A 19,482-nucleotide genomic window follows, 5' to 3' on the forward strand; every position below is an offset into this window, starting at 1 on the left:
GGGGCCCGGGCCGGCTCCGCATCCCCCCCCTCACCCTCCCCGCGCCCGTCGGCTTCTAATCCCATGGCCGGGGGGGGGGGGGGGGCGGGGGGGGGGGGGGCCCCCCCCCCGCGGCTCCGTAGCGTGAGCGGATCCGCGCGCTGTTACGCGCTTACGCGGACTTGCGGCTGTCGCGCGGATGCACCGCGATGTTCATGGCGCCGGAACGCAGGACCGCCAGCCTCTCGGCCAGCACTTCCTCGAGCTCCTCGCGGGTACGCCGCTCCATGAGCATGTCCCAGTGCGTACGCGCCGGCTTGCCCTTCTTTTCCTCGGGGCCGTCCCCGTCCACCAGGAGCGCCTGGCTACCGCAGACCTTGCACTCCCACTCCGGCGGAATCTCCGCCTCGACCGAGAACGGCATCTCGAAACGATGCCCCTTCTCGCATGCGTACTCCACCGCCTGGCGCGGGGCCAGATCGATGCCGCGGTCGGTCTCGTAGCTGGTCACCACGAGGCGCGTGCCGCGAAGAGCTCGCTCACTCATGAATCGTGCCTCCCGGGCTTGTCGCCCACAGGACAGGTGTCGCTGTCGTCGTCATCCGGTCAACGTCCGGTCGGCGGTAAAGATTCCCGTTGCGGGTCATGCGTCGCCCGTCGTGCCGCCCCTTGTTCTACCCACCAGTGCCCGGTTTGTCACATCTGGCATTAGATGTCACCCAGCGTCTTTGCTACTTGAGCACGCAGTAACGGTCCGCCTGGCGGGCCAAAGGCGTACACTACCGCCCTTTCACTTCCGCGTCTAAATCCGGTCCGGAACGGGGTTGCCCGCGGCGGCCACCGCGCGCCGCACCGGGACCCGCGCGAGCAGGACGAATCCCAGGACGAAGAAGATCACCAAGGAGATGATGGCATCTCGGTAGCTGCCGGTCAGCTGATACGCGAGACCGAACACCAATGGGCCGAGCCAGCTCAGACCCCGGTCGCTCATCTCGTAGGCCGAGAAGTACTCCGCCTCCTTGCCCCGCGGCACCAGATGGGAGAACAGCGAACGCGACAGCGCCTGACTGCCGCCGAGCACCAGTCCGATCGCCGCGGCCAGGCAGTAGAACCACACCGGCGCACCCGCGGGCAGGAAGTATCCGGCGGCCAGGATGAGGGTCCACACCGCCAGTGAGCCGAGTACGACGCGCTTCGCACCGTGCGTCCTGGCCAGCCGGCCCATGCCCAGAGCGCCCGCGACCGCGAGGACCTGGACGAGGAGCACCGCCGTGATCAGCGTTGCCTGGTCCAGGCCGAGCTCCTCGGAGCCGTAGACCGAGGCCTGTGAGATCACGGTCTGCACGCCGTCGTTGTAGACGAGGTAGGCCAGCAGGAACGACAGCGTCAGCGGATGGCGGCGCATGTCCTTCAGCGTGGCCGTCAACTGGCGCCAGCCGGAGCCGACCCTGCCCTCTCCGCTCGTCGACGGCCGGCGGTCCCGCAACCGGCGCAGCGGCACGAGCGTGAAGGCACCCCACCACAGTCCGGCGGACGCCAGGCAGATCCGCACCGCATCGCCCTCGGACAGGCCGAAGGAGTCATGGCCGGAATACACGGCCAGATTGAGCACCAGTACCAGCGCGCCGGAGGTGTAACCGAAGGCCCAGCCCCGCGACGAGACCGCGTCGCGTTCATGCGGCTCCGCGATCTGCGGCAGATACGCGTTGTAGAGGACCATCGACACCGCGAGCGAGGCGTTCGCCACGATCAGCAGGAGGGCGCCGAGCAGATAGCGGTCGCCGTCCAGCAGGAACATGCCCGTCGTCGCCGCGGCGCCCAGATACGCCGCGAAGGCGAGGAGGGGCTTCTTGCGCCCGCTGCGGTCCGCTGCCGCGCCCGCGAACGGCATCACCAGCACCGCGAGGACGACCGACGCCGACACCGCGTACGGGAACACGGAACCGGCCCGCACCGCGATCCCCAGCGGATGGACGAAGCCGTCGGCGTCGGCGGCGGCCTTGGCCACCGACGTCAGATACGGCCCGAGGAACACGGTGAGCACACTCGTCGAGTACACCGAGCACGCGAAGTCGTAGAAGTACCAGCCGTGTTGTTCACGTCTTCGCTCGCGGGCGCTGTCCGCGCCGTCCGTGCGGTCGGCGGTGCCGGCCGTCATCCGCGCCCCCTCGCTCGTGCTGTCGGCAGATGTGCCGGGTCAGCCCCACAGTCCACGGTCGGTCAGCACCGTGCGCAACGTCTCAAGATGATCGGTCATGATGCCATCCACGCCAAGGTCCAGGAGCGCGGCCATCCGCTCGGGGTCGTTGACCGTCCAGACATGGACCTGCAGGCCCCGTGCGTGCGCCTCCCGCACGAAGCGGCGGTCCACCACGCGGACACCGCTCTGGGACTGTGGAACCTGGACGCACACCGCGCCCTTGCGTACCGCGGCTGGAATCCCCACCGACGCGAGCCGCAGGCCGAGGACGCCCCTGACCCCGTACGACGTCGCGAGCCTGGGACCGGCCCGGCGCACGGCCCGCGCCACCCGGCCCTCGGAGAAGGAGCCGACGCAGACCCGGTCCCAGGCGTCGGCCCTGCGGATCAGATCCATGAGTGGCTCCAGTGCTGACTCCGCCTTGAGGTCCACGTTCCAGCGGGCCTCGGGGAATTCCTCCAGCAACTCCTCGAAGAGCGGAAGCGGTTCCCGGCCCGCCACCCGGGCCCGGCTCACCTCGCTCCACGGCAGCTGCGCTATCCGCCCTCCCGCGTCGGTCACCCGGTCCAGCGTCGCGTCGTGGAAGGCGACCAGCCGTCCGTCCGCCGTGGTGTGCACATCGGTCTCGAAATAGCGGTACCCGGCGTCGGCCGCGCGGCGGAAGGCGGCCGCGGTGTTCTCGATGCCGTCGGCGGCACCCCCGCGGTGGGCGAAGGCGAGTGTTGCCGGGTGGTCCAGATAGGGGTGGCGTATGGCGGTCACCGCGGCAGTATGGCCTGCCTCGGTGACGAGCCGGCGACCACGGTGCTGCCTTCGTCCGCACCCGGGATGGCGAAGACACGCAGGAACAGCTGCGCCAGGGGTCCGATCGCCAGCGCGTACAGGACCGTGCCGGCGCCCACCGACCCGCCGAGCACGAACCCGGTGGCCACCACCACCACCTCAAGTGCCGTGCGCACCAGCCGGATCGACCGGCCCGTGCGGCGGTGCAGACCCGTCATCAGACCGTCCCGGGGGCCGGGGCCGAAGCGGGCCGCAATGTACAGGCCCGTCGCCGCACCGTTCAGTACGACACCGGCGGCCAGCAGCGGAACCTGCGACGCGAACCCATGGACATCGGGTACGACGGCGAGCGTCGCGTCCATGGCGATGCCGATGACGAACACGTTGGAGACCGTCCCGAGGCCGGGCCGCTGCCGGATGGGGATCCACAGCAGCAGCACCACGGCGCCGACGATGATCGACACCACGCCGATCGAGATGCCGGTCAGCTCCGACAGTCCCTGGTGCAGCACCCCCCACGGTTCAAGCCCGAGTCCTGCGCGCACCAGGAGAGCGGAACTCACCCCGTACAACGCCAGGCCGACGTACAGCTGCAGCAGTCTGCGGGTGAGATGTCCGGACACGATGGCGTCCCCCTGTGGTGGTAGTGGACCGATGCATGACACTCTGTGGCTACGGAAGAATGGGCAACCATGGCCAATTCGAGGAAGGTGGACTGACTTCCATGTCGCAGTGGACTTCGGCGGTGGGGGCGGCGCAGCTCGCCCGGCAGCTCACCTCCCAACAACCGCACCCCGCCGGGCCGGGCACCCGCAAGCCGCCCGCGTACCGCGCGCTGGCCGACGGCATCCGGCTTCTCGTCCTCGAAGGCCGGGTCCCCGTCGCCGCACGGCTGCCCGCCGAACGGGAACTGGCCCTCTCGCTCTCCGTCAGCCGTACCACCGTCGCCGCCGCGTACGAGGCCCTGCGTGCCGAGGGGTTCCTGGAGTCCCGCAGGGGAGCCGGCAGCTGGACCGCCGTTCCGGCGGGCAATCCGCTGCCCGCCCGCGGCCTCGAACCGCTGCCGCCCGAGTCGCTCGGCTCCATGATCGACCTCGGCTGCGCGTCCCTGCCGGCTCCCGAGCCCTGGCTGACCAGGGCCGTCCAGGGCGCCCTGGAGGAACTGCCGCCCTACGCTCACACCCACGGCGACTATCCCGCGGGCCTGCCCGCGCTGCGCCGGATGCTCGCCGAGCGCTACACCGAGCGCGGCATCCCCACCATGCCCGAGCAGATCATGGTCACCACCGGCGCGATGGGCGCGATGGACGCCATCTGCCATCTGTTCGCCGGGCGCGGTGAACGCATCGCCGTCGAGTCACCGTCGTACGCCAACATCCTCCAGCTGATGCGCGAGGCCGGGGCCCGGCTGGTGCCGGTGGCCATGGCCGAGGGCCTGACCGGCTGGGACCTCGCCCGCTGGCGCCAGGTCCTGCGCGACGCGGCGCCCCGGCTCGCGTACGTCGTGGCCGACTTCCACAACCCGACGGGCGCGCTCGCCGACGAGGACCAGCGCCGCTCCATGGTGGAGGCGGCCCGCTCGGCGGGCACGGTGCTCGTCGTCGACGAGACCATGTCCGAGCTCCACCTCGACCCGAACATGGAGATGCCCCGTCCCGTCTGCGCCTTCGACCCCGCCGGCGCCACCGTCCTGACAGTCGGCTCGGCGAGCAAGGCCTTCTGGGCGGGCATGCGGATCGGCTGGGTGCGCGCGGCCCCCGACGTCATCCGCTCCCTCGTCGCCGCCCGCGCCTATGCCGACCTCGGCACACCCGTGCTGGAACAGCTGGCTGTCAACTGGCTGATGCACACCTCCGGATGGGACAGCGCCGTCTCCATCCGGCGCGAGCAGGCCCGGGAGAACCGTGACGCGCTCGTCGCCGCGGTGCGCAGGGAGCTGCCGGACTGGGAGTTCGACGTGCCCTCCGGCGGTCTGACGCTGTGGGTGCGTACCGGTGGCCTGTCCGGCTCCCGGCTCGCCGAGGTCGGCGAGCGGGTCGGGATCAGGGTGCCGTCCGGACCGCGTTTCGGGGTCGACGGCGCGTTCGAGGGATACGTACGGCTGCCGTTCACGGTCGGCGGACCCGTCGCCGATGAGGCCGCCACGCGGCTGGCGGCGGCGGCAAGACTGGTGCGCACGGGAGCGACCACGGGCACGGAGGCGCCCCGCACGTTCGTCGCGTAAGGCCCGGCCTGGGCGGGCTCGTGCAAGGCCCCGGCCCGGGCAGGGCGACGGCCTCAGCCCTCGGCGGGAACGGCGGCGGCCGGCGGAGCGGGGGAGGCCACGGGCGCGGCCGCCGAGGGAACCGCATGCGGCTCCGGCTCGCCCGGACGCGGGGGCAGCAGGTCGAGCACCGCCTGCCGGTGCGCCTCGCTCGTCGCGTCGTCGAACGGGTCCGGCGTGGCCGGCACCTGCAGCCTGAGCACCGGACCCGTGCCCAGCCGTGCGTATCCGCGCCCGGGCGGGACCTCCGTGGCGGGTGTGGTGCGCGGGGCGGTGCCCAGCACGGCCTCGAACCGGCCGAAGTCCGCCGGGCCGAGCGTGACGCGGGCGCGCGTGTGCGTGCGCACGGTCTCGGTCAGGGCGTCGGTGCTGTCGAACTGTTCGGCCACGACGACCGTGACCTGCGCCGCCCGCCCGTGCCGCAGCGGTACCTGGAGCAGCTCCTGCGGGTCCATGTGACCGTCGGCCGCGGCCAGATGGCCGAGGACACTCGGCCGGTCCAGCAGGATCCACAGGGGCCGCTTCGTGTCGTCGGGAGCCGGAAGCCCCGCCTGACGAGCTCGGTTTGCGGCGATCAGGCGTCGCTCCGTCTCGTGGGCGGCCCATTCGAGGCTCGACAGCGCTCCGCCGAGACCGCACTCGACGCCGAGCACGCCCGTGCGGCCGGTGAGGCAGGCGTATTCGCCGGTGCCGCCGCCCTCGACGATCAGCACGTCGCCGTGCTGGAGGGCCTGCAGGGCGATGGAGCGCAGCAGCGTCGTGGTGCCGCTGCCGGGCTCGCCGACGACCAGCAGATGCGGTTCGGTGGAGCGCGGACCGGTGCGCCAGACGACCGGCGGCGCCTGCTCCGTGGTGCCGCCACAGGAGACGGGCAGCGTGCGCCGGACGGCGTCGGCATCGGTGAAGCCGAGGACGGTCTCGCCGGGTGAGGTGACGAAGCGCTGGGCGGCGATGGAGGTGGACAGGGCAGGCAGCACGCTCATATCGAGCTCGTTGCTCTCCTCGTCCCAGCTGAAGCGGTACTCCCGGCCGCGGCCGGACTTCGCGTGCAGCAGTTGCTCGATCCGGGCCCGTGACGCGGCCTCGGAGTCGGTGAAGTACGCCGGGTAGGCCACGCGGAGACGAGTGAGCCGGCCGGTGTCGTCGAACGCGTACTCGCTGAAGGCCTTGCTCCACTCCCCGCCGTGGGTGAAGAGCGGAGCCGGGTCCTCGGGGACCGAGAAGTACGGCACGAGGGCCTCGTGCAGGGCGCGCAGCCGGGCGATTTCGGCATCGCTCGGGCCGGTCCTGACCGGCGCCCTGACGCGGCCGGCCCAGGCGGCCGCGGCCATCACCGTGATCAGGGTGATCAGCGGCCCGTACGGGATGACCGCGACGACCAGGACGCAGGCCGCCACGAAGAACAGGGTGGGACCACGCCGTTCCTTGGGCGTGGCGGCCCACTTGCTCCGGCCCATGGCGGCCAGCCTTCCGAGACCGCGGGTGACCGTGATCAGTGGATGGAGGACATCGGTGGCGCTGTCGGCGGCCGTGCGCGCGATCTCACGACTACGGGCGATCTGTGCGCTGCCGCTGGTCAGAATGCGGGGGAGTGGTCGCCGGGCCACATCTGTCTCCTGAAGGTGCTCGTCGGTGGTTCGGGGGTCAGAACTTGATCCCGCCCAGCAGCCCGGCGAGGCTCGTGGTGCCCGCCGTGATGCTCGGCGCGATCGCGGTGCCCGCGAGGAAGAAGCCGAAGAGCGCGGAGACGAATGCGTGGGACGCCTTGAGCCCGTCTTTCCGGAAGAAGAGGAAGACGATGATGCCGAGCAGCACGACGCCTGACATGGACAGGATCATGAGGTTCTCCTGGGTGAGGGGGACATTCACCATGAGTTCTTCCATGCTTACAGAAAGTGTCTATACGATAAAAGCTGCAAATGGGTGAAAACGGACGCATTTCACTTCACTGGGCGAGAGTCGTCCCTTGATCGGCGTGCCCGCGGCCCGGCGGGGCGGCACAGTGCCCTCCCGCTCCTGCGGAAGCGCGTGGTCCGTTTCCCCTCGCCGGACCCGTCCCCGCAGGCGCCTGGCAGTAACCTGTCGGTTCACTCGTACGGCTGCTTCTGCCGTGCGGCCCAGGTCAACATGGTGAAAGGCGGTCCGTCCGATGAGTGAAGTCCCGGACTCCGAGGTGATCGAACTCGCGACCAAGGTCTTCGACCTGGCGCGCCGTGGGGAGACCGAGACGCTCGCCGCGTATCTCGACGCAGGCGTCCCGGCCGACCTCACCAACGACAAGGGCGACACGCTCGTCATGCTCGCCGCCTACCACGGGCACGCCGCCACCGTCGAGGTGCTCCTCGCGCGGGGCGCCGAACCGGACCGGGCCAACGACCGCGGCCAGACGCCTCTCGCCGGCGCGGTCTTCAAGGGCGAGGACGCCGTCATCCGCGCCCTGCTCTCCGGCGGTGCCGATCCGCAGGCCGGTACCCCATCCGCCGTGGATACCGCGCGGATGTTTGGGAAGACGGACCTTCTGGAGCTGTTCGACGGCCGCTGAGCGGCCGTCGCGCACGTCCCGGTCGGCGCCGTACACGCTTCGGCCAGCCACGACGCGGTCACCGGCGGGGGTGGGCACCTCCTACGGCCGCAAGGTCCGAGGAGACGCCGTAAATGTGGTCGCGGTGGCGAAATGCGTGGGTCATCATGACGTCAGCCCTGTCCCGGACCCATCATCCGGGAATTCCCCTGGGGCCACCGAAGAGAGGCAGAAGGACATGCTCACCACCAAGCAGAAGACGCGTATGACGACGGGCGGCCCGACATGCTGCTGCGCGGCCTAGGCATTCCAGTCCCCGGTTGCGTCGACAGCTTGATGTGAGGCTTTCCCCATGTTCGATCCAGTCATAGCGCCGAGCGGCACCCTGCTCGGCCTGCTGCAGAGGGGCCGCGGCGACGGCACCTTGCACGCGCTCGCAGCGCCACGGGCCGAAGCGCTCGCGGCACTCAACCACTGCGTTCTGAGCGATCCCCGCCACGACTGGCAGGTCGAGAACCGCTCCTTGTACTACGCACGCCTGTACCTGGACCTCCACGGCAGCCTGGAGGAGATCGAGCGGCACCTGTGCGACGCCGACGACCACCTCGACGCCGACGAGACCCGGACCGGACTCGCGCTCGCCGTTCTCGGACACCTCGCCTCCTACGGCCGGGGCGACGCCCTCGCACTGCTGCGGCGGTACGCCGCGCAGGGCGCCAACTGGGCATGGGCCCTGGACGAACTCGCCCTGCGCGACGACGACGCGGGCCTGCGATCCCTCGCGGACCCGATCCTCGCCCGCTTCCCCGCCACCCCCGAGGGTGACGCCGAACTGGCCGTCGCCGTGCGCGACGCCTTCGAACCGCGGCCGTGGCGGCTGTGGGCGGACGACCACCGGGAGTTCATCGGCGCCCGGGTACGTGCCGCGCAGGAAGCCGGCTCCTTCGACCGCTGGCAGCGCCAGATGCGTCCGTCGGGCCCTCGCCCCGGCTGGAGCGTCCAGGCCGTCCTCGACTGGGCCGACCAGGGGCTGGAGCGCGGCAGCGCACTGCATGTGCCCGCCGCTCGCTGCCTCGGCGCCGTCGCCGGCCCCGAGGACCGGCCCGAGATCGTCCGCGCGGCGCACACCGGATCCGACGGAGCCCGCTGTACCGCCCTGCACTACCTCGCCGAATCCCGGGACCCGGTGGTCCTCGACCTGATCGAGGCGGCGGTCGCAGGCGGCTCGTCCACCGTCGCCGACGCCGCGATCTCCGCGTTCGAGCGGATGTGCGGCGACGAGGCCGTGGACCGGGCCCGGGGTTGGATCCACCGCCCCGACGCCCTCGGCGCGTCCGCAGCCGGAGTCCTCGCCTGCCGCGGGGCCGCGAAGGACGCCCCCCTCGTTCTCGGCGCCCTCCGCGAGACCGTCCGCGCCGACGGGCCCGACGCCCCGCTGCTGTGGACCCTCGTCGACGGCACCGGCCGGCTCGGCATCACCTGCGCCGCCCCCGTACTGCGCCACGTCTACCGCGAGACGACCTCCTCCCATCTCCGCGGCCGTGCCGCCCGGGCGCTCGCCGCCACCGACCCCTCCTTCGCCACCGGATTCGCCGTCGAATGCCTGTGGGACTGCGAGGAGACCACCAGAGAGGTGGCCGCTCGCCACGCCGAGACCGGTGACGTGCGCGTCGCCGAGCGATTGCGCCGGCTCGCCGCGGACCCCGCCGAGGAGGCGGAGGTGCAGACCGCCGTACGCAGCAGGATCGGGCCCGACATGCCCGCTGTGTGACGACTCGCCGCCCACGGCCCGGGGGCGGCAACACAACGCTCATGGGACGTTCCCCGGCCGGAAAGATCCACGTTGGCGCAGCCACCCCGGGCCCGACGACAACACGGGTATGCGTGTCGTCATCGTCACCGAGTCCTTTCCGCCCGACGTCAATGGTGTGGCGCACTGCGCCCTGCAGACCGCCCGGCACCTCGCCGCCCGCGGTCACGAACCGCTCGTCATCGCCCCGGCCGCCGCCGGGGCGATGAGCGCCGACCCTCATGCGCCGTGCCCCGTCGTACGGGTGCCCTCCCTGCCGTTGCCCGGCTATCCGCAGGTGCGGGTCGCTCTCCCCAGCCGCAGGGTGGCGGCGGCGGTCACCGCGCACCGCGCCGACATCGTCCACCTCGCCAGCCCCTTCGTGCTCGGTGTGCGCGGGATGGCCGCGGCGGCCCGGCTGGGCCTGCCTGCCGTCGCCGTCTACCAGACGGACCTGGCCGGCTACGCCCGTACCTACGTCGGAGCGGGGGAGGGCACGGCCTGGCGGCGCATCAAAGCGGTCCACAGCGCCGCCGACCGGACCCTCGCGCCGTCCACCGCCGCCCGGCGCGACCTGGAGGAGCACGGCGTCGAGCGCGTACGGCTGTGGCCGCGCGGCGTGGACACCGCCCGCTTCCGGCCCGCGCTGCGCGACGAGGAACTGCGGCGCGAGCTCGCGCCCGGCGGAGAACTGATCGTCGGTTACGTCGGCCGCCTCGCGCCCGAGAAGCACGTCGAACTGCTCGCGGGTGCCTGCGCCCTGCCCGGCGTGCGGGTGGTCGTCGTCGGCGACGGACCGAGCGAGACCTCGCTGCGCGGGGCACTTCCCGGCGCCGTCTTCCTCGGCCGCCGCATCGGGGACGACCTCGCGCGGATCTTCGCCTCCCTCGACGTGTTCACGCACACCGGCCCGTATGAGACCTTCTGCCAGACCGTGCAGGAGGCCATGGCGAGCGGTGTCCCGGTCGTCGCGCCCGCCGCGGGCGGCCCGCTCGACCTCGTCGACCACGAACGGACCGGACTGCTCGTTCCACCGCACAGCACCGACGCCGTGCGCGACGCGGTCCGTGCCCTGACCGACGACCCCGGACTGCGGGCCGACTTCGCCCGCGCCGGGCGGGTCGCGGTCGAGGGCCGCACATGGACCGCGGTCGGGGACATGCTGCTGGACCACTACGCCGACGTCCTCGGCGCACGCACGGCGGTGGCCGCATGAGCGGACTGCGCATCGTACGGCTCGCGAACTTCGTCACCCCCTCGTCCGGCGGGCTCCGCACCGCACTCGACCAACTCGGCCGCGGCTATCTGGCCGCCGGACACGAGCCAGTGCTCGTCGTGCCCGGCGATGCCGAGAGCGACCGGCACACCCCGCAGGGCCGCCTCATCACCCTGCCCGGTCCCGAGCTCGTCGGCACCGGCGGCTATCGGGTGCTCGCCGGGCGGCGACGGCTGCGCCGCCTCCTGGAGGACCTCGGACCCGAGCGCCTGGAGGTCTCCGACCGCACCACCCTGCGCTGGACCGGCGAATGGGCGCGGCGCCACCGGGTCCCGTCGGTGATGGTCTCGCACGAGACGGCCGACGGTGTGCTGCGCACCTGGGGGCTGCCGGACGCGTTCGCCGCCCGCACGGCGGACCGGCTCAACCGGCGCAGCGCCTGGGCCTATTCGAAGATCGTGTGCACGACGGAGTGGGCGGAGCGCGAATTCGTCCGTATCGGCGCGCAGAACGTCGTGCGGGCGCCGCTCGGCGTCGACCTCGAGCGATGCCGGCCCGGGCGGCGAAGCACGGCACTGCGCGCCCCGTACGCCGTCGGCGCGCATGTCCTGCTGCTGCTCTGCTCGCGCCTGTCGGTGGAGAAACGACCCGGCGCCGCGCTCGACGCTCTGGCGGAACTTCGCGCGCGGGGCGTGCGGGCGGCGCTGGTGGTCGCCGGGGACGGGCCGCTCAAGCCCTCGCTCGTCCGCAGGGCGGAGGGCGAGCGCCTGCCGGTCCGGTTCCTCGGCCACGTCACCGACCGGGAGGCCGTCGCCGACCTCCAGGCCGCGGCGGACGTCTGCCTGGCACCCGGCCCTGCGGAAACGTTCGGCCTGTCCGCGCTGGAGGCGCTGGCCTGCGGCACGCCCGTCGTGGCGAGCGCGTCGTCGGCGCTGCCGGAGGTGATCGGCGACGCAGGCGTCGCAGCGGCGGACACGGGCCCGGCTTTCGCGGACGCGGTCCTGACGATCCTCGGCCGCCCGGAGCCGGCGCGCCGTGAGGCGGCCCGGGCACGGGCCGAGCTCTTCGACTGGAACAGCTCGGTCACGGCGTTCCTGGCCGCGCACGACGCACTGCCGGTACGCAACGGGGCGAAGAAACGGGGAGCGCGGGGATGAGGACCGGGGGTGTCGACGACATACGCGGCGGGGATGCCACGGTGGGCGACGGGCTCGGGGGCTTGCGGGATCGGGGTGGCTCTGCGGTCGGGCGCGGCGTGGGGGAGCGGGCCGTCCCTGCGACGACTCCGGCGCGGGTCTGGGCCCCCGCGGCCGACACGCCGCACGCCCGTGGCGAGGCGGGCCTCGCGGGAGCGGTGCGTCCGGAGGAGGCGGCCCCGCAGCCCTGCGGCTGCGAGCCCGTCCGCACGAGGCCGGGGCTGGTGAGCGAGGCAGGCCCGTCTCCCGGGGGTGGTGCGACCGGTCCGGCGGGACGGGCGCGCCTGGGCGCCGAGGGAACGCATACCGGCGTGTTTGCGGGGCCGGTGCTTGTGGACGGTGAGGAGCGGGGTGGTCGTGTGGGTGCGGCCGCGGAGTGGCCGTCGTGCGGCGGCGTGCTCGCGGGGCCGGTGCTACCGGGCAGCGCTGAGCCAGGTGGTTGTGCCAGCGGCGGCGTCCCGCCCGACGAAGTGGTCCGATCCGGGCATGGCGCGGAGGGAGTCGGCGGGGAGCCGGACGGAGCCGGCGAGGGGCCGGACGGCGACGGCCTCCCCGGGGGACATGCGTTGCGCCCCGCTGGGCGCTGTGCCGTGGCCGCGCAGGGGCGCGGCGGCGCGCGGGGCCGGGGCCAGACCGTCAGCACCCGGCCGGTTCGGTTCGTCGCGCTCGGGGACTCGCTCACCCAAGGCGTCGGCGACCCCGTCGACGACGGGTGGCGGGGATGGGCCGCGCTGCTCGCCGACGGCGTAGGGAGCGACGAGCGGCCCGCCGTCTTCCGGAACCTCGCCGTCAGCGGCGCGCTCAGCCGCGACGTCGCCGAGGACCAGGCGCCACGGGCCCTCGCCTTCGGGCCGGACATCGCGTCCGTCGTCGTCGGCGTCAACGACACCCTCCGGCGCACCTTCGACATCGGGCGGCTCACGTGCCACCTCGACGAGGTGTGCGGTGCGCTCGCTGCCCACGGCACCGTACTGCTCACCGCCTGCCTGCCCGACCCCGGCGCCATGTTCGCTCTGCCCGCGCCCCTCGCCCGGCCGCTGGCCCGGCGACAGCGGGCCGTCAACGCCGTCGTCCACGCCCTCTCCGACCGCTACGGCGCCGTCCATCTGCATGCCGCCGACCCCGTTTGGGTCGCCGACCGTTCGATGTGGAGCGCCGACCGACTGCACCCGGGCGAGCGGGGACACCGCATGCTCGCCCGCTCCTTCCACGACCTGCTCGCTGCCCGCGGACTCGCCCACGGCCGGCCTCCCTCGACCGAACCCGACCGGCCGCGCCCCACCCGCGCCGAGGCGCTGCTGTGGCTGGCCACGGCAGGCACCGGCTGGGTGGCGCGCCGGTGCACCGACCTGGTGCCGCAGCTGCTGCGGCTCGCGGGCGACGAGATACGGCACTGGGCCCGCGGCACCAGCGCGCGCCTGGACCGCTCCGCCGAGCACGCCCTGTCCGCCGCGCTCGCCGCCCTGTCGCCGGAGCCCTCCTTCCGACCCGCCGGGGCAAGAATGGGGGAATGAGCGGGCGCTGGGAGTTCTGGATCGACCGTGGCGGCACCTTCACCGACATCGTGGGCAAACGCCCCGACGGACGGCTCGTGACGCGCAAACTGCTCTCGCACAACCCCGAGCGGTACCGGGACGCCGCCGTAGCGGGCATCCGCCTGCTGCTCGGCACACCCGACGACGAGCCCGTCCCGCCCGACCGCGTCGCCGCGGTCAGGATGGGCACCACCGTCGCCACCAACGCCCTGCTGGAGCGCCGGGGCGAGCCGACCGTGCTCGTGATCACCCAGGGCTTCCGGGACGCGCTGCGCATCGCGTACCAGAACCGGCCCCGGCTCTTCGACCGCCACATCGTTCTTCCCGAGGCGGTGTACGACCGGGTCGTCGAGGTCCCCGAACGCATCGACGCCCGCGGCACCGTCGTCGTACCGCTCGACATCGACGCGGTCACCGAGCAGTTGACCGCAGCCCGCGCCGACGGCCTGTCCAGCGCCGCCGTCGTCCTGATGCACGGCTACCGCCACCCCGACCACGAGCGGCGCATCGCCCGCGTCGCCCGCGACCTGGGCTTCGCCCAGGTCAGCTGCTCGCACGAGGTCAGCCCGCTGATCAAGCTCGTCCCCCGCGGCGACACGACGGTCGTGGACGCGTATCTCTCACCGATCCTGCGGCGCTACGTCGACGAGGTCGCCGCCGAACTCGCCGGCATCCGCCTGATGTTCATGCAGTCCAACGGAGGGCTGCGCGAGGCCACCCATTTCCGCGGCAAGGACGCCGTGCTCTCCGGGCCCGCGGGCGGTGTCGTCGGCATGGCCCGTACATCGGAGCAGGCCGGGTACGGGCAGGTCATCGGCTTCGACATGGGCGGTACGTCCACCGATGTGTCGCATTACGCGGGAGAGTTCGAGCGGGAGCTCGGCACCCAGGTGGCGGGCGTCCGGATGCGTGCGCCGATGATGAGCATCCACACCGTCGCCGCCGGCGGCGGGTCCGTGCTCCACTTCGACGGGCGCCGCTACCGGGTGGGCCCCGACTCGGCGGGCGCCGTCCCCGGCCCCGCCTGCTACCGGCGCGGCGGTCCGCTGACCGTCACGGACGCCAATGTGATGCTCGGCCGCATCCAGCCCGCACACTTCCACGCGGTGTTCGGGCCGAATGGCGACCAGCCCCTGGACGCCGACACCGTGCGTGAACGCTTCACCGCGCTCGCCGAGGAGGTCTCGCGCGCCACCGGCACAGCGCGCACCGCCGAGCAGGTGGCCGCCGGCTTCCTGGAGATCGCCGTCCTCAACATGGCCAACGCCGTCAAGAAGATCTCCGTCCAGCGCGGCCACGACGTCACCCGCTACGCGCTGACCTCCTTCGGCGGTGCGGGCGGCCAGCACGCCTGCGCCGTCGCCGACGCCCTGGGCGTCGACACCGTGATCGTGCCGCCGCTCGCCGGAGTGCTGTCGGCGTACGGCATCGGCCTCGCCGATGCCACCGCCATGCGAGAACAGTCCGTGGAGGCCCCGCTCGACGAGGACACCGTCGCCCGTGTCCGTACCCTGTGCGACGAACTCGCCGACCGCACCCGCGCCGAACTGCGGGCCGACGAGGTCCCCGATGACGCGATCACCACGCACGCGCGCGTCCTGGTGCGGTACGCGGGAACCGACGCGAGCCTTCCCGTCCCCCTCGGCTCCGCCGAGGCCATGAAGGCGCGGTTCGCATCGCTCCACCGCACCCGCTACGCCTTCACCATGGACAAGCCGCTCGTCGTTGAGGCCGTCTCCGTCGAGGCCGTGGGCGCGGCAGGCGAGCACGCGGAGACCTTGGTGGAACAGGCCGGTGGCCAGGGGGAGTCCGCGCCGTCCGCGCGCGTCCCCGTCTTCGTCGACGGCAAGCGGCGGACCGTACCGCTCCACCGGCGCGGCGATCTGCGGCCGGGACACGCGATCCCCAGCCCCGCGATCGTCGCCGAGGCCGACGCGACGACGGTCGTCGACCCGGGCTGGCAGGCCGCCGCGGGCGACACCGGACACCTGCTGCTGACCCGCGTGCTGCCGAGGCCCGGACGGGTCGCGGTCGGCACGGACGTGGACCCCGTGCTCCTGGAGGTGTTCAACAACCTCTTCATGGCGATCGCCGAGCAGATGGGTGTACGCCTGGAGAACACCGCCCACTCCGTCAACATCAAGGAACGGCTGGACTTCTCCTGCGCCCTGTTCGACGCCGACGGCAACCTGATCGCCAACGCGCCGCACATCCCCGTACACCTCGGCTCCATGGGGGAATCGATCAAGGAGGTGCTGCGCCGCAACGCGGGATCGATGCGGCCGGGCGACGTGTACGCGATCAACGACCCGTACCACGGCGGCACCCACCTGCCGGATGTCACCGTCGTGACACCGGTGTTCGAGGGCGAGGAGCTGCGTTTCCTGGTGGCGTCGCGCGGACACCATGCCGAGATCGGCGGCATCACCCCGGGGTCCATGCCCGCGTTCAGCCGGACCGTCGACGAGGAAGGGGTGCTGTTCGACAACTGGCTGCTCGTACGCGACGGACGCCTGCGCGAGGCCGAGACCCGCGAGCTGCTGACCAGCGCCCGCCATCCTTCCCGGGCCCCTGACACCAACCTCGCCGACCTGCGGGCCCAGATCGCCGCGAACGAGAAGGGGATCGCCGAACTGCGCCGGATGACCGATGAGTTCGGCACGGACGTCGTCCAGGCCTATATGCGGCACGTCCGGGACAACGCGGAGGAGTCCGTACGCCGCATCGTCGCCCGCCTCGGCGACGGCCAGTACCGCTACGAAACGGACGGCGGCGCGGTCATTCGCGTCGCCGTCCGGGTGGACCGTGAACGGCGCAGCGCGCTCATCGACTTCACGGGTACGTCGCCGCAGCAGCCCGGCAACTTCAACGCACCGACGTCGGTGGTCATGGCTGCGGTGCTGTACGTCTTCCGGACGCTGGTCGGTGAGGACATTCCGCTCAACAGCGGCTGTCTGGAGCCGCTCGAAGTGCGGGTCCCCGAGGGGTCCATGCTCGCGCCGTCCTACCCGGCGGCCACGGTCGCGGGCAATGTGGAGACCTCGCAGGCCGTCACGGGCGCGCTGTACGCGGCGCTCGGAGTGCAGGCGGAAGGCTCCGGCACGATGAACAACGTGACGTTCGGCAACGACCGTGTGCAGTACTACGAGACGGTCGCCAGCGGCTCGGGGGCGGGCGACGGATTCGACGGCGCGGACGCCGTCCAGACCCATATGACCAACTCACGGCTGACCGACCCGGAGGTGCTGGAGTGGCGCTACCCGGTACGGGTGGACTCCTTCGCCGTACGGGAGGGCAGCGGCGGGCACGGCCGGTGGCACGGCGGCAGCGGAGCCGTACGGCGGATCCGGTTCCTGGAGCCGATGACCGTGGCGCTGCTGACCGGACACCGGCGGATCGCGCCGTACGGGATGGCCGGCGGCGAACCCGGTGCCCTCGGCGAGAACCATGTCGTACGCGCGGACGGGAGCGTGGAGCGGCTGGCGGGGGTCGCCTCCGTGGACGTGGGACCCGGCGACGTGCTGGTCCTGAGGACGCCCGGGGGCGGCGGCTACGGCCCGCCCGACCGGTGAGCGCGTGCGTCGCCCGGGCCGCCCAGTGGCCTGGTGCCGCACCGGGCCAGCCGGTTGCCTGGTGCCACAGCGGTCGGGCGCGCCCGCCGGATCCTTGGGGGTCATCGCACCGGCGTGAAGCGCACGGGGGTGCCCGGCACCGCCTGCGCCGCCGCTGCGAGGTCACGGCCGTCGACAACGCCCACCACGGGATAGCCGCCGGTCGTGGGATGGTCGGCGAGGAACACCACGGGCCGGCCGTCCGGCGGCACCTGCACCGCGCCCAGCACCATGCCCTCGCTGGGCAGTTCACCGGCGACGGCACGCTCCAGCGGCGGGCCCTCCGTGCGCAGCCCGATGCGGTTGCTCGCCGACGACACCCGGTACCCGGGCCCGGTCAGCGTCCCGATGGCCTGGCGGGTGAACCAGTCGTCGCGCGGCCCGAGCCGTATCCGCAGGACCAGCTCGGCCGGGGGAGCGCGCCAGGGCAGCGCGCCGTCGACATGGCCCGGCGGACCGCAGGGCGCCCCCAATGGCAGCACGGCACCGACCGTGAGCGGCTCCGGCCCCAGGCCGGAGAGCAGATCGGTGGAGCGGCTGCCCAGCACCGGATCGACGGAGATGCCGCCTGCGAAGGCGACATAGCTCCGCACGCCCCGCACGGCCCGTCCGACCTCCAGCAGCGCTCCGGCCGGCACCCGCACGGGTGCGCCCCATGCCACCGGGCGGCCGTCGACGGCGACCGCGCACGGCGCACCGCCCACCACGGTCACGACCGCGCAGCGTGGCCGCAGCGCACACCCGTCGAGCGTCGTCTCCAGAACGGCCGCGCCCTCGTTGTTGCCCACCAGACGGTTCGCGAGGTGCGCGGCCCGGGCGTCCAGAGCTCCCGAACGCGGAACCCCGAGATGGGCGTGCCCGGGTCGGCCGCCGTCCTGAACCGTGGTCAGCGCCCCTGCCCGTACGACCGCGAGGGCCCGGTCCGTCATCGCGCCTCCGGCACGAAACGCACCCGCGTCCCGGGGGAGAGCAGGGCCGCCGGCTCGCGCGCCGGATCCCACAGAACGGCGTCCGTCGAGCCGATCAGCTGCCAGCCGCCCGGTGACGAGCGGGGATAGACCCCGGAGTACGCCCCCGCGAGGGCGAGGGACCCGGCCGGAACCGTGGTGCGGGGGGTGGCCCGGCGGGGGACCGCGTACCGCTGGGGAAGGCCCGTCAGATAGCCGAAGCCGGGTGCGAAACCGCAGAAGGCGACGCGGAATCGGGCCGAGGCGTGGATCCGCACGGCCGCCTCCACGGACACGTCCCAGAGGGCGGCGACGTCCGGCAGGTCCGGGCCGTCGTAGCGGACCGGGATCTCGACCGAGCGCTCCGTGGGCGGGTCGAGGTCCGGTATCACCCAGCCGGCCAGCTCCCGGGCGAGGGCACGCGGATGGTCCACGCCGTCCAACAGCACCGTCCGGGCGGCCGGCACGATCTCCCACACCGGCGGAAGCAGGCCCGCCGCTCGCCGGCGCAGCAGCTCCGCGTGCAGCGCCTCCGCCTCCCTGCCGCCGGGCAGCTCGACCAGCAGCGCCCGGTCGCCGACGGGCAGGACGCGTAGATCACGGGCCGGGGCGGTGGCGCTCATACGAAGGCCTCCACGCGCACGCCGGACGTCTCCAGCTGCTGCCGGACCTCGCGGGCGAGCGCAACGGCGCCCGGTGTGTCCCCGTGCAGGCACAGGGAACGCGCTCGCACCCCGACGGGACGTCCGCACCGCGCGGTGATCACACCGGAACGGGCCAGATTCAGGGACCGTTCCACGACGGCCGCCGTGTCACTGATGACGGCTCCGTCCTGCCCGCGCGGCACCAGGGTGCCCTCAGCCGTGTAGGCGCGGTCGGCGAACGCCTCGGCCACCACAGGTAGTTGGACCTTCTCCGCCATGACGTGCAGCGTGGATCCGGGGAGCCCGAGGACCGGCAGCCGCTCGCCCGACAACAGCACACCCTCGACGACGGCCGCGGCCTGCTCCTCGTCGTGCACGACGCGGTTGTACAGGGCGCCGTGCGGCTTGACGTAGGACACCCGGGAGCCGGCCGCACGCGCGAAGATCTCCAACGCTCCTATCTGGTAAGCGATTTCGGCGGCCAGCTCGTCGGGCGGGACCTCCATGGAACGCCGCCCGAAGCCGGCCAGGTCGCGATACGAGACCTGGGCGCCGATCCGCACCCCGCGCGCGGACGCGAGCTCGCAGACACGGCGCATGGTGGCCGCATCGCCGGCGTGGAAGCCGCAGGCGACATTGGCGCTGGTGACGATGGAGAGCAACTCCTCGTCGTCCGTCAGCCGCCAGCGGCCGAAGCCCTCGCCGAGGTCCGCGTTCAGGTCGATGGACGCCCAGATCATGTGATGCTCCTGTTCGGTCAGGCCGCTGGGTACTGCTTGTCACGGGCGCCCGTGACGC

16 protein-coding genes are annotated in these 19,482 nt (G+C 72.8%); 7 read left to right on the top strand and 9 right to left on the bottom strand.

Going from position 1 to position 19,482, the window contains the following annotated elements:
- Positions 1-151: 151 nt before the first annotated feature.
- The 4 genes from ACH5AF_RS25145 to ACH5AF_RS25160 form a co-directional block, all read right to left on the bottom strand.
- Complete coding sequence (locus ACH5AF_RS25145; RefSeq protein ID WP_026278069.1) at positions 152-526, bottom strand: RNA polymerase-binding protein RbpA; 375 nt, start codon at positions 524-526, stop codon at positions 152-154.
- A gap of 255 nt (positions 527-781) precedes the next feature.
- On the bottom strand, positions 782-2,137 hold the full coding sequence (locus ACH5AF_RS25150) for an MFS transporter (RefSeq protein ID WP_398904418.1): 1,356 nt from the start codon (positions 2,135-2,137) through the stop codon (positions 782-784).
- A gap of 39 nt (positions 2,138-2,176) precedes the next feature.
- Positions 2,177-2,941, bottom strand: coding sequence for a glycerophosphodiester phosphodiesterase family protein (locus ACH5AF_RS25155; RefSeq protein WP_398904420.1), 765 nt, complete (start codon positions 2,939-2,941; stop codon positions 2,177-2,179).
- Positions 2,938-3,585: a YitT family protein gene (locus ACH5AF_RS25160; protein WP_398904421.1), complete on the bottom strand. Its 648-nt coding sequence runs from the start codon at positions 3,583-3,585 to the stop codon at positions 2,938-2,940. The genes ACH5AF_RS25155 and ACH5AF_RS25160 overlap by 4 nt, the downstream gene beginning before the upstream one ends.
- Positions 3,586-3,686: 101 nt before the next feature.
- On the opposite strand from ACH5AF_RS25160, the gene ACH5AF_RS25165 reads away from it, so the two are divergent.
- Complete coding sequence (locus tag ACH5AF_RS25165) at positions 3,687-5,186, top strand: PLP-dependent aminotransferase family protein (RefSeq protein WP_398904422.1); 1,500 nt, start codon at positions 3,687-3,689, stop codon at positions 5,184-5,186.
- 53 nt (positions 5,187-5,239) lie between these two features.
- On the opposite strand, the gene ACH5AF_RS25170 is transcribed toward ACH5AF_RS25165, so the two are convergent.
- Together ACH5AF_RS25170 and ACH5AF_RS25175 are read right to left on the bottom strand one after the other, a co-directional pair.
- Positions 5,240-6,832 (bottom strand): hypothetical protein, encoded by a 1,593-nt coding sequence (locus tag ACH5AF_RS25170; RefSeq protein ID WP_398904424.1) that lies wholly within the window; start codon positions 6,830-6,832, stop codon positions 5,240-5,242.
- A gap of 37 nt (positions 6,833-6,869) precedes the next feature.
- Positions 6,870-7,064, bottom strand: coding sequence for a hypothetical protein (locus ACH5AF_RS25175; protein WP_147990831.1), 195 nt, complete (start codon positions 7,062-7,064; stop codon positions 6,870-6,872).
- 310 nt (positions 7,065-7,374) lie between these two features.
- Between ACH5AF_RS25175 and ACH5AF_RS25180 the strand changes: the two genes are divergently transcribed.
- The 6 genes from ACH5AF_RS25180 (at position 7,375) to ACH5AF_RS25205 (ending at position 17,054) form a co-directional block, all read left to right on the top strand.
- Positions 7,375-7,767, top strand: a complete 393-nt coding sequence (locus tag ACH5AF_RS25180; RefSeq protein WP_398904426.1) for an ankyrin repeat domain-containing protein — start codon at positions 7,375-7,377, stop codon at positions 7,765-7,767.
- Between the two features lie 331 nt (positions 7,768-8,098).
- Complete coding sequence (locus tag ACH5AF_RS25185) at positions 8,099-9,517, top strand: HEAT repeat domain-containing protein (protein WP_398904428.1); 1,419 nt, start codon at positions 8,099-8,101, stop codon at positions 9,515-9,517.
- A 109-nt stretch (positions 9,518-9,626) separates the two neighbouring features.
- The gene (locus ACH5AF_RS25190; protein ID WP_398904430.1) at positions 9,627-10,751 is read left to right on the top strand and encodes a glycosyltransferase family 4 protein; all 1,125 of its coding nucleotides are present in this window, start codon (positions 9,627-9,629) and stop codon (positions 10,749-10,751) included.
- Positions 10,748-11,908 carry a glycosyltransferase gene (locus ACH5AF_RS25195; protein ID WP_398904432.1) on the top strand — a complete coding sequence of 387 codons (1,161 nt, stop codon included), beginning with the start codon at positions 10,748-10,750 and terminating at the stop codon, positions 11,906-11,908. Before ACH5AF_RS25190 ends, ACH5AF_RS25195 begins: the two co-directional genes overlap by 4 nt.
- Positions 11,909-12,537: 629 nt before the next feature.
- Positions 12,538-13,461, top strand: coding sequence for an SGNH/GDSL hydrolase family protein (locus ACH5AF_RS25200; protein WP_398904434.1), 924 nt, complete (start codon positions 12,538-12,540; stop codon positions 13,459-13,461).
- Positions 13,458-17,054: a hydantoinase B/oxoprolinase family protein gene (locus ACH5AF_RS25205; protein ID WP_398904436.1), complete on the top strand. Its 3,597-nt coding sequence runs from the start codon at positions 13,458-13,460 to the stop codon at positions 17,052-17,054. Before ACH5AF_RS25200 ends, ACH5AF_RS25205 begins: the two co-directional genes overlap by 4 nt.
- Before the next feature lie 101 nt (positions 17,055-17,155).
- Here the strand turns inward: ACH5AF_RS25205 and ACH5AF_RS25210 are convergent, their stop codons facing one another.
- Genes ACH5AF_RS25210 through ACH5AF_RS25220 form a run of 3 tightly spaced genes read right to left on the bottom strand, consistent with a single transcriptional unit; the run spans position 17,156 to position 19,424 of the window.
- Positions 17,156-18,022, bottom strand: coding sequence for a biotin-dependent carboxyltransferase family protein (locus ACH5AF_RS25210; RefSeq protein ID WP_398904438.1), 867 nt, complete (start codon positions 18,020-18,022; stop codon positions 17,156-17,158).
- Positions 18,019-18,663, bottom strand: a complete 645-nt coding sequence (gene pxpB / locus ACH5AF_RS25215; protein WP_398904440.1) for a 5-oxoprolinase subunit PxpB — start codon at positions 18,661-18,663, stop codon at positions 18,019-18,021. The genes ACH5AF_RS25210 and pxpB overlap by 4 nt, the downstream gene beginning before the upstream one ends.
- The gene (locus ACH5AF_RS25220) at positions 18,660-19,424 is read right to left on the bottom strand and encodes a LamB/YcsF family protein (protein WP_398904441.1); all 765 of its coding nucleotides are present in this window, start codon (positions 19,422-19,424) and stop codon (positions 18,660-18,662) included. Before ACH5AF_RS25220 ends, pxpB begins: the two co-directional genes overlap by 4 nt.
- Between the last annotated feature and the right edge of the window lie 58 nt (positions 19,425-19,482).

This window comes from Streptomyces sp. NPDC018833 (assembly GCF_044390825.1).
Taxonomy (GTDB): Bacteria; Actinomycetota; Actinomycetes; order Streptomycetales; family Streptomycetaceae; genus Streptomyces.

Coding starts and splice junctions, on each gene's coding strand:
- ACH5AF_RS25145 (WP_026278069.1), bottom strand. CDS start 526: ATGAGTGAGCGAGCTCTTCGCGGCACGCGCCTCGTGGTGACCAGCTAC.
- ACH5AF_RS25150 (WP_398904418.1), bottom strand. CDS start 2,137: ATGACGGCCGGCACCGCCGACCGCACGGACGGCGCGGACAGCGCCCGC.
- ACH5AF_RS25165 (WP_398904422.1), top strand. CDS start 3,687: ATGTCGCAGTGGACTTCGGCGGTGGGGGCGGCGCAGCTCGCCCGGCAG.
- ACH5AF_RS25175 (WP_147990831.1), bottom strand. CDS start 7,064: ATGATCCTGTCCATGTCAGGCGTCGTGCTGCTCGGCATCATCGTCTTC.
- ACH5AF_RS25180 (WP_398904426.1), top strand. CDS start 7,375: ATGAGTGAAGTCCCGGACTCCGAGGTGATCGAACTCGCGACCAAGGTC.
- ACH5AF_RS25185 (WP_398904428.1), top strand. CDS start 8,099: ATGTTCGATCCAGTCATAGCGCCGAGCGGCACCCTGCTCGGCCTGCTG.
- ACH5AF_RS25190 (WP_398904430.1), top strand. CDS start 9,627: ATGCGTGTCGTCATCGTCACCGAGTCCTTTCCGCCCGACGTCAATGGT.
- ACH5AF_RS25195 (WP_398904432.1), top strand. CDS start 10,748: ATGAGCGGACTGCGCATCGTACGGCTCGCGAACTTCGTCACCCCCTCG.
- ACH5AF_RS25205 (WP_398904436.1), top strand. CDS start 13,458: ATGAGCGGGCGCTGGGAGTTCTGGATCGACCGTGGCGGCACCTTCACC.
- ACH5AF_RS25210 (WP_398904438.1), bottom strand. CDS start 18,022: ATGACGGACCGGGCCCTCGCGGTCGTACGGGCAGGGGCGCTGACCACG.
- pxpB (WP_398904440.1), bottom strand. CDS start 18,663: ATGAGCGCCACCGCCCCGGCCCGTGATCTACGCGTCCTGCCCGTCGGC.
- ACH5AF_RS25220 (WP_398904441.1), bottom strand. CDS start 19,424: ATGATCTGGGCGTCCATCGACCTGAACGCGGACCTCGGCGAGGGCTTC.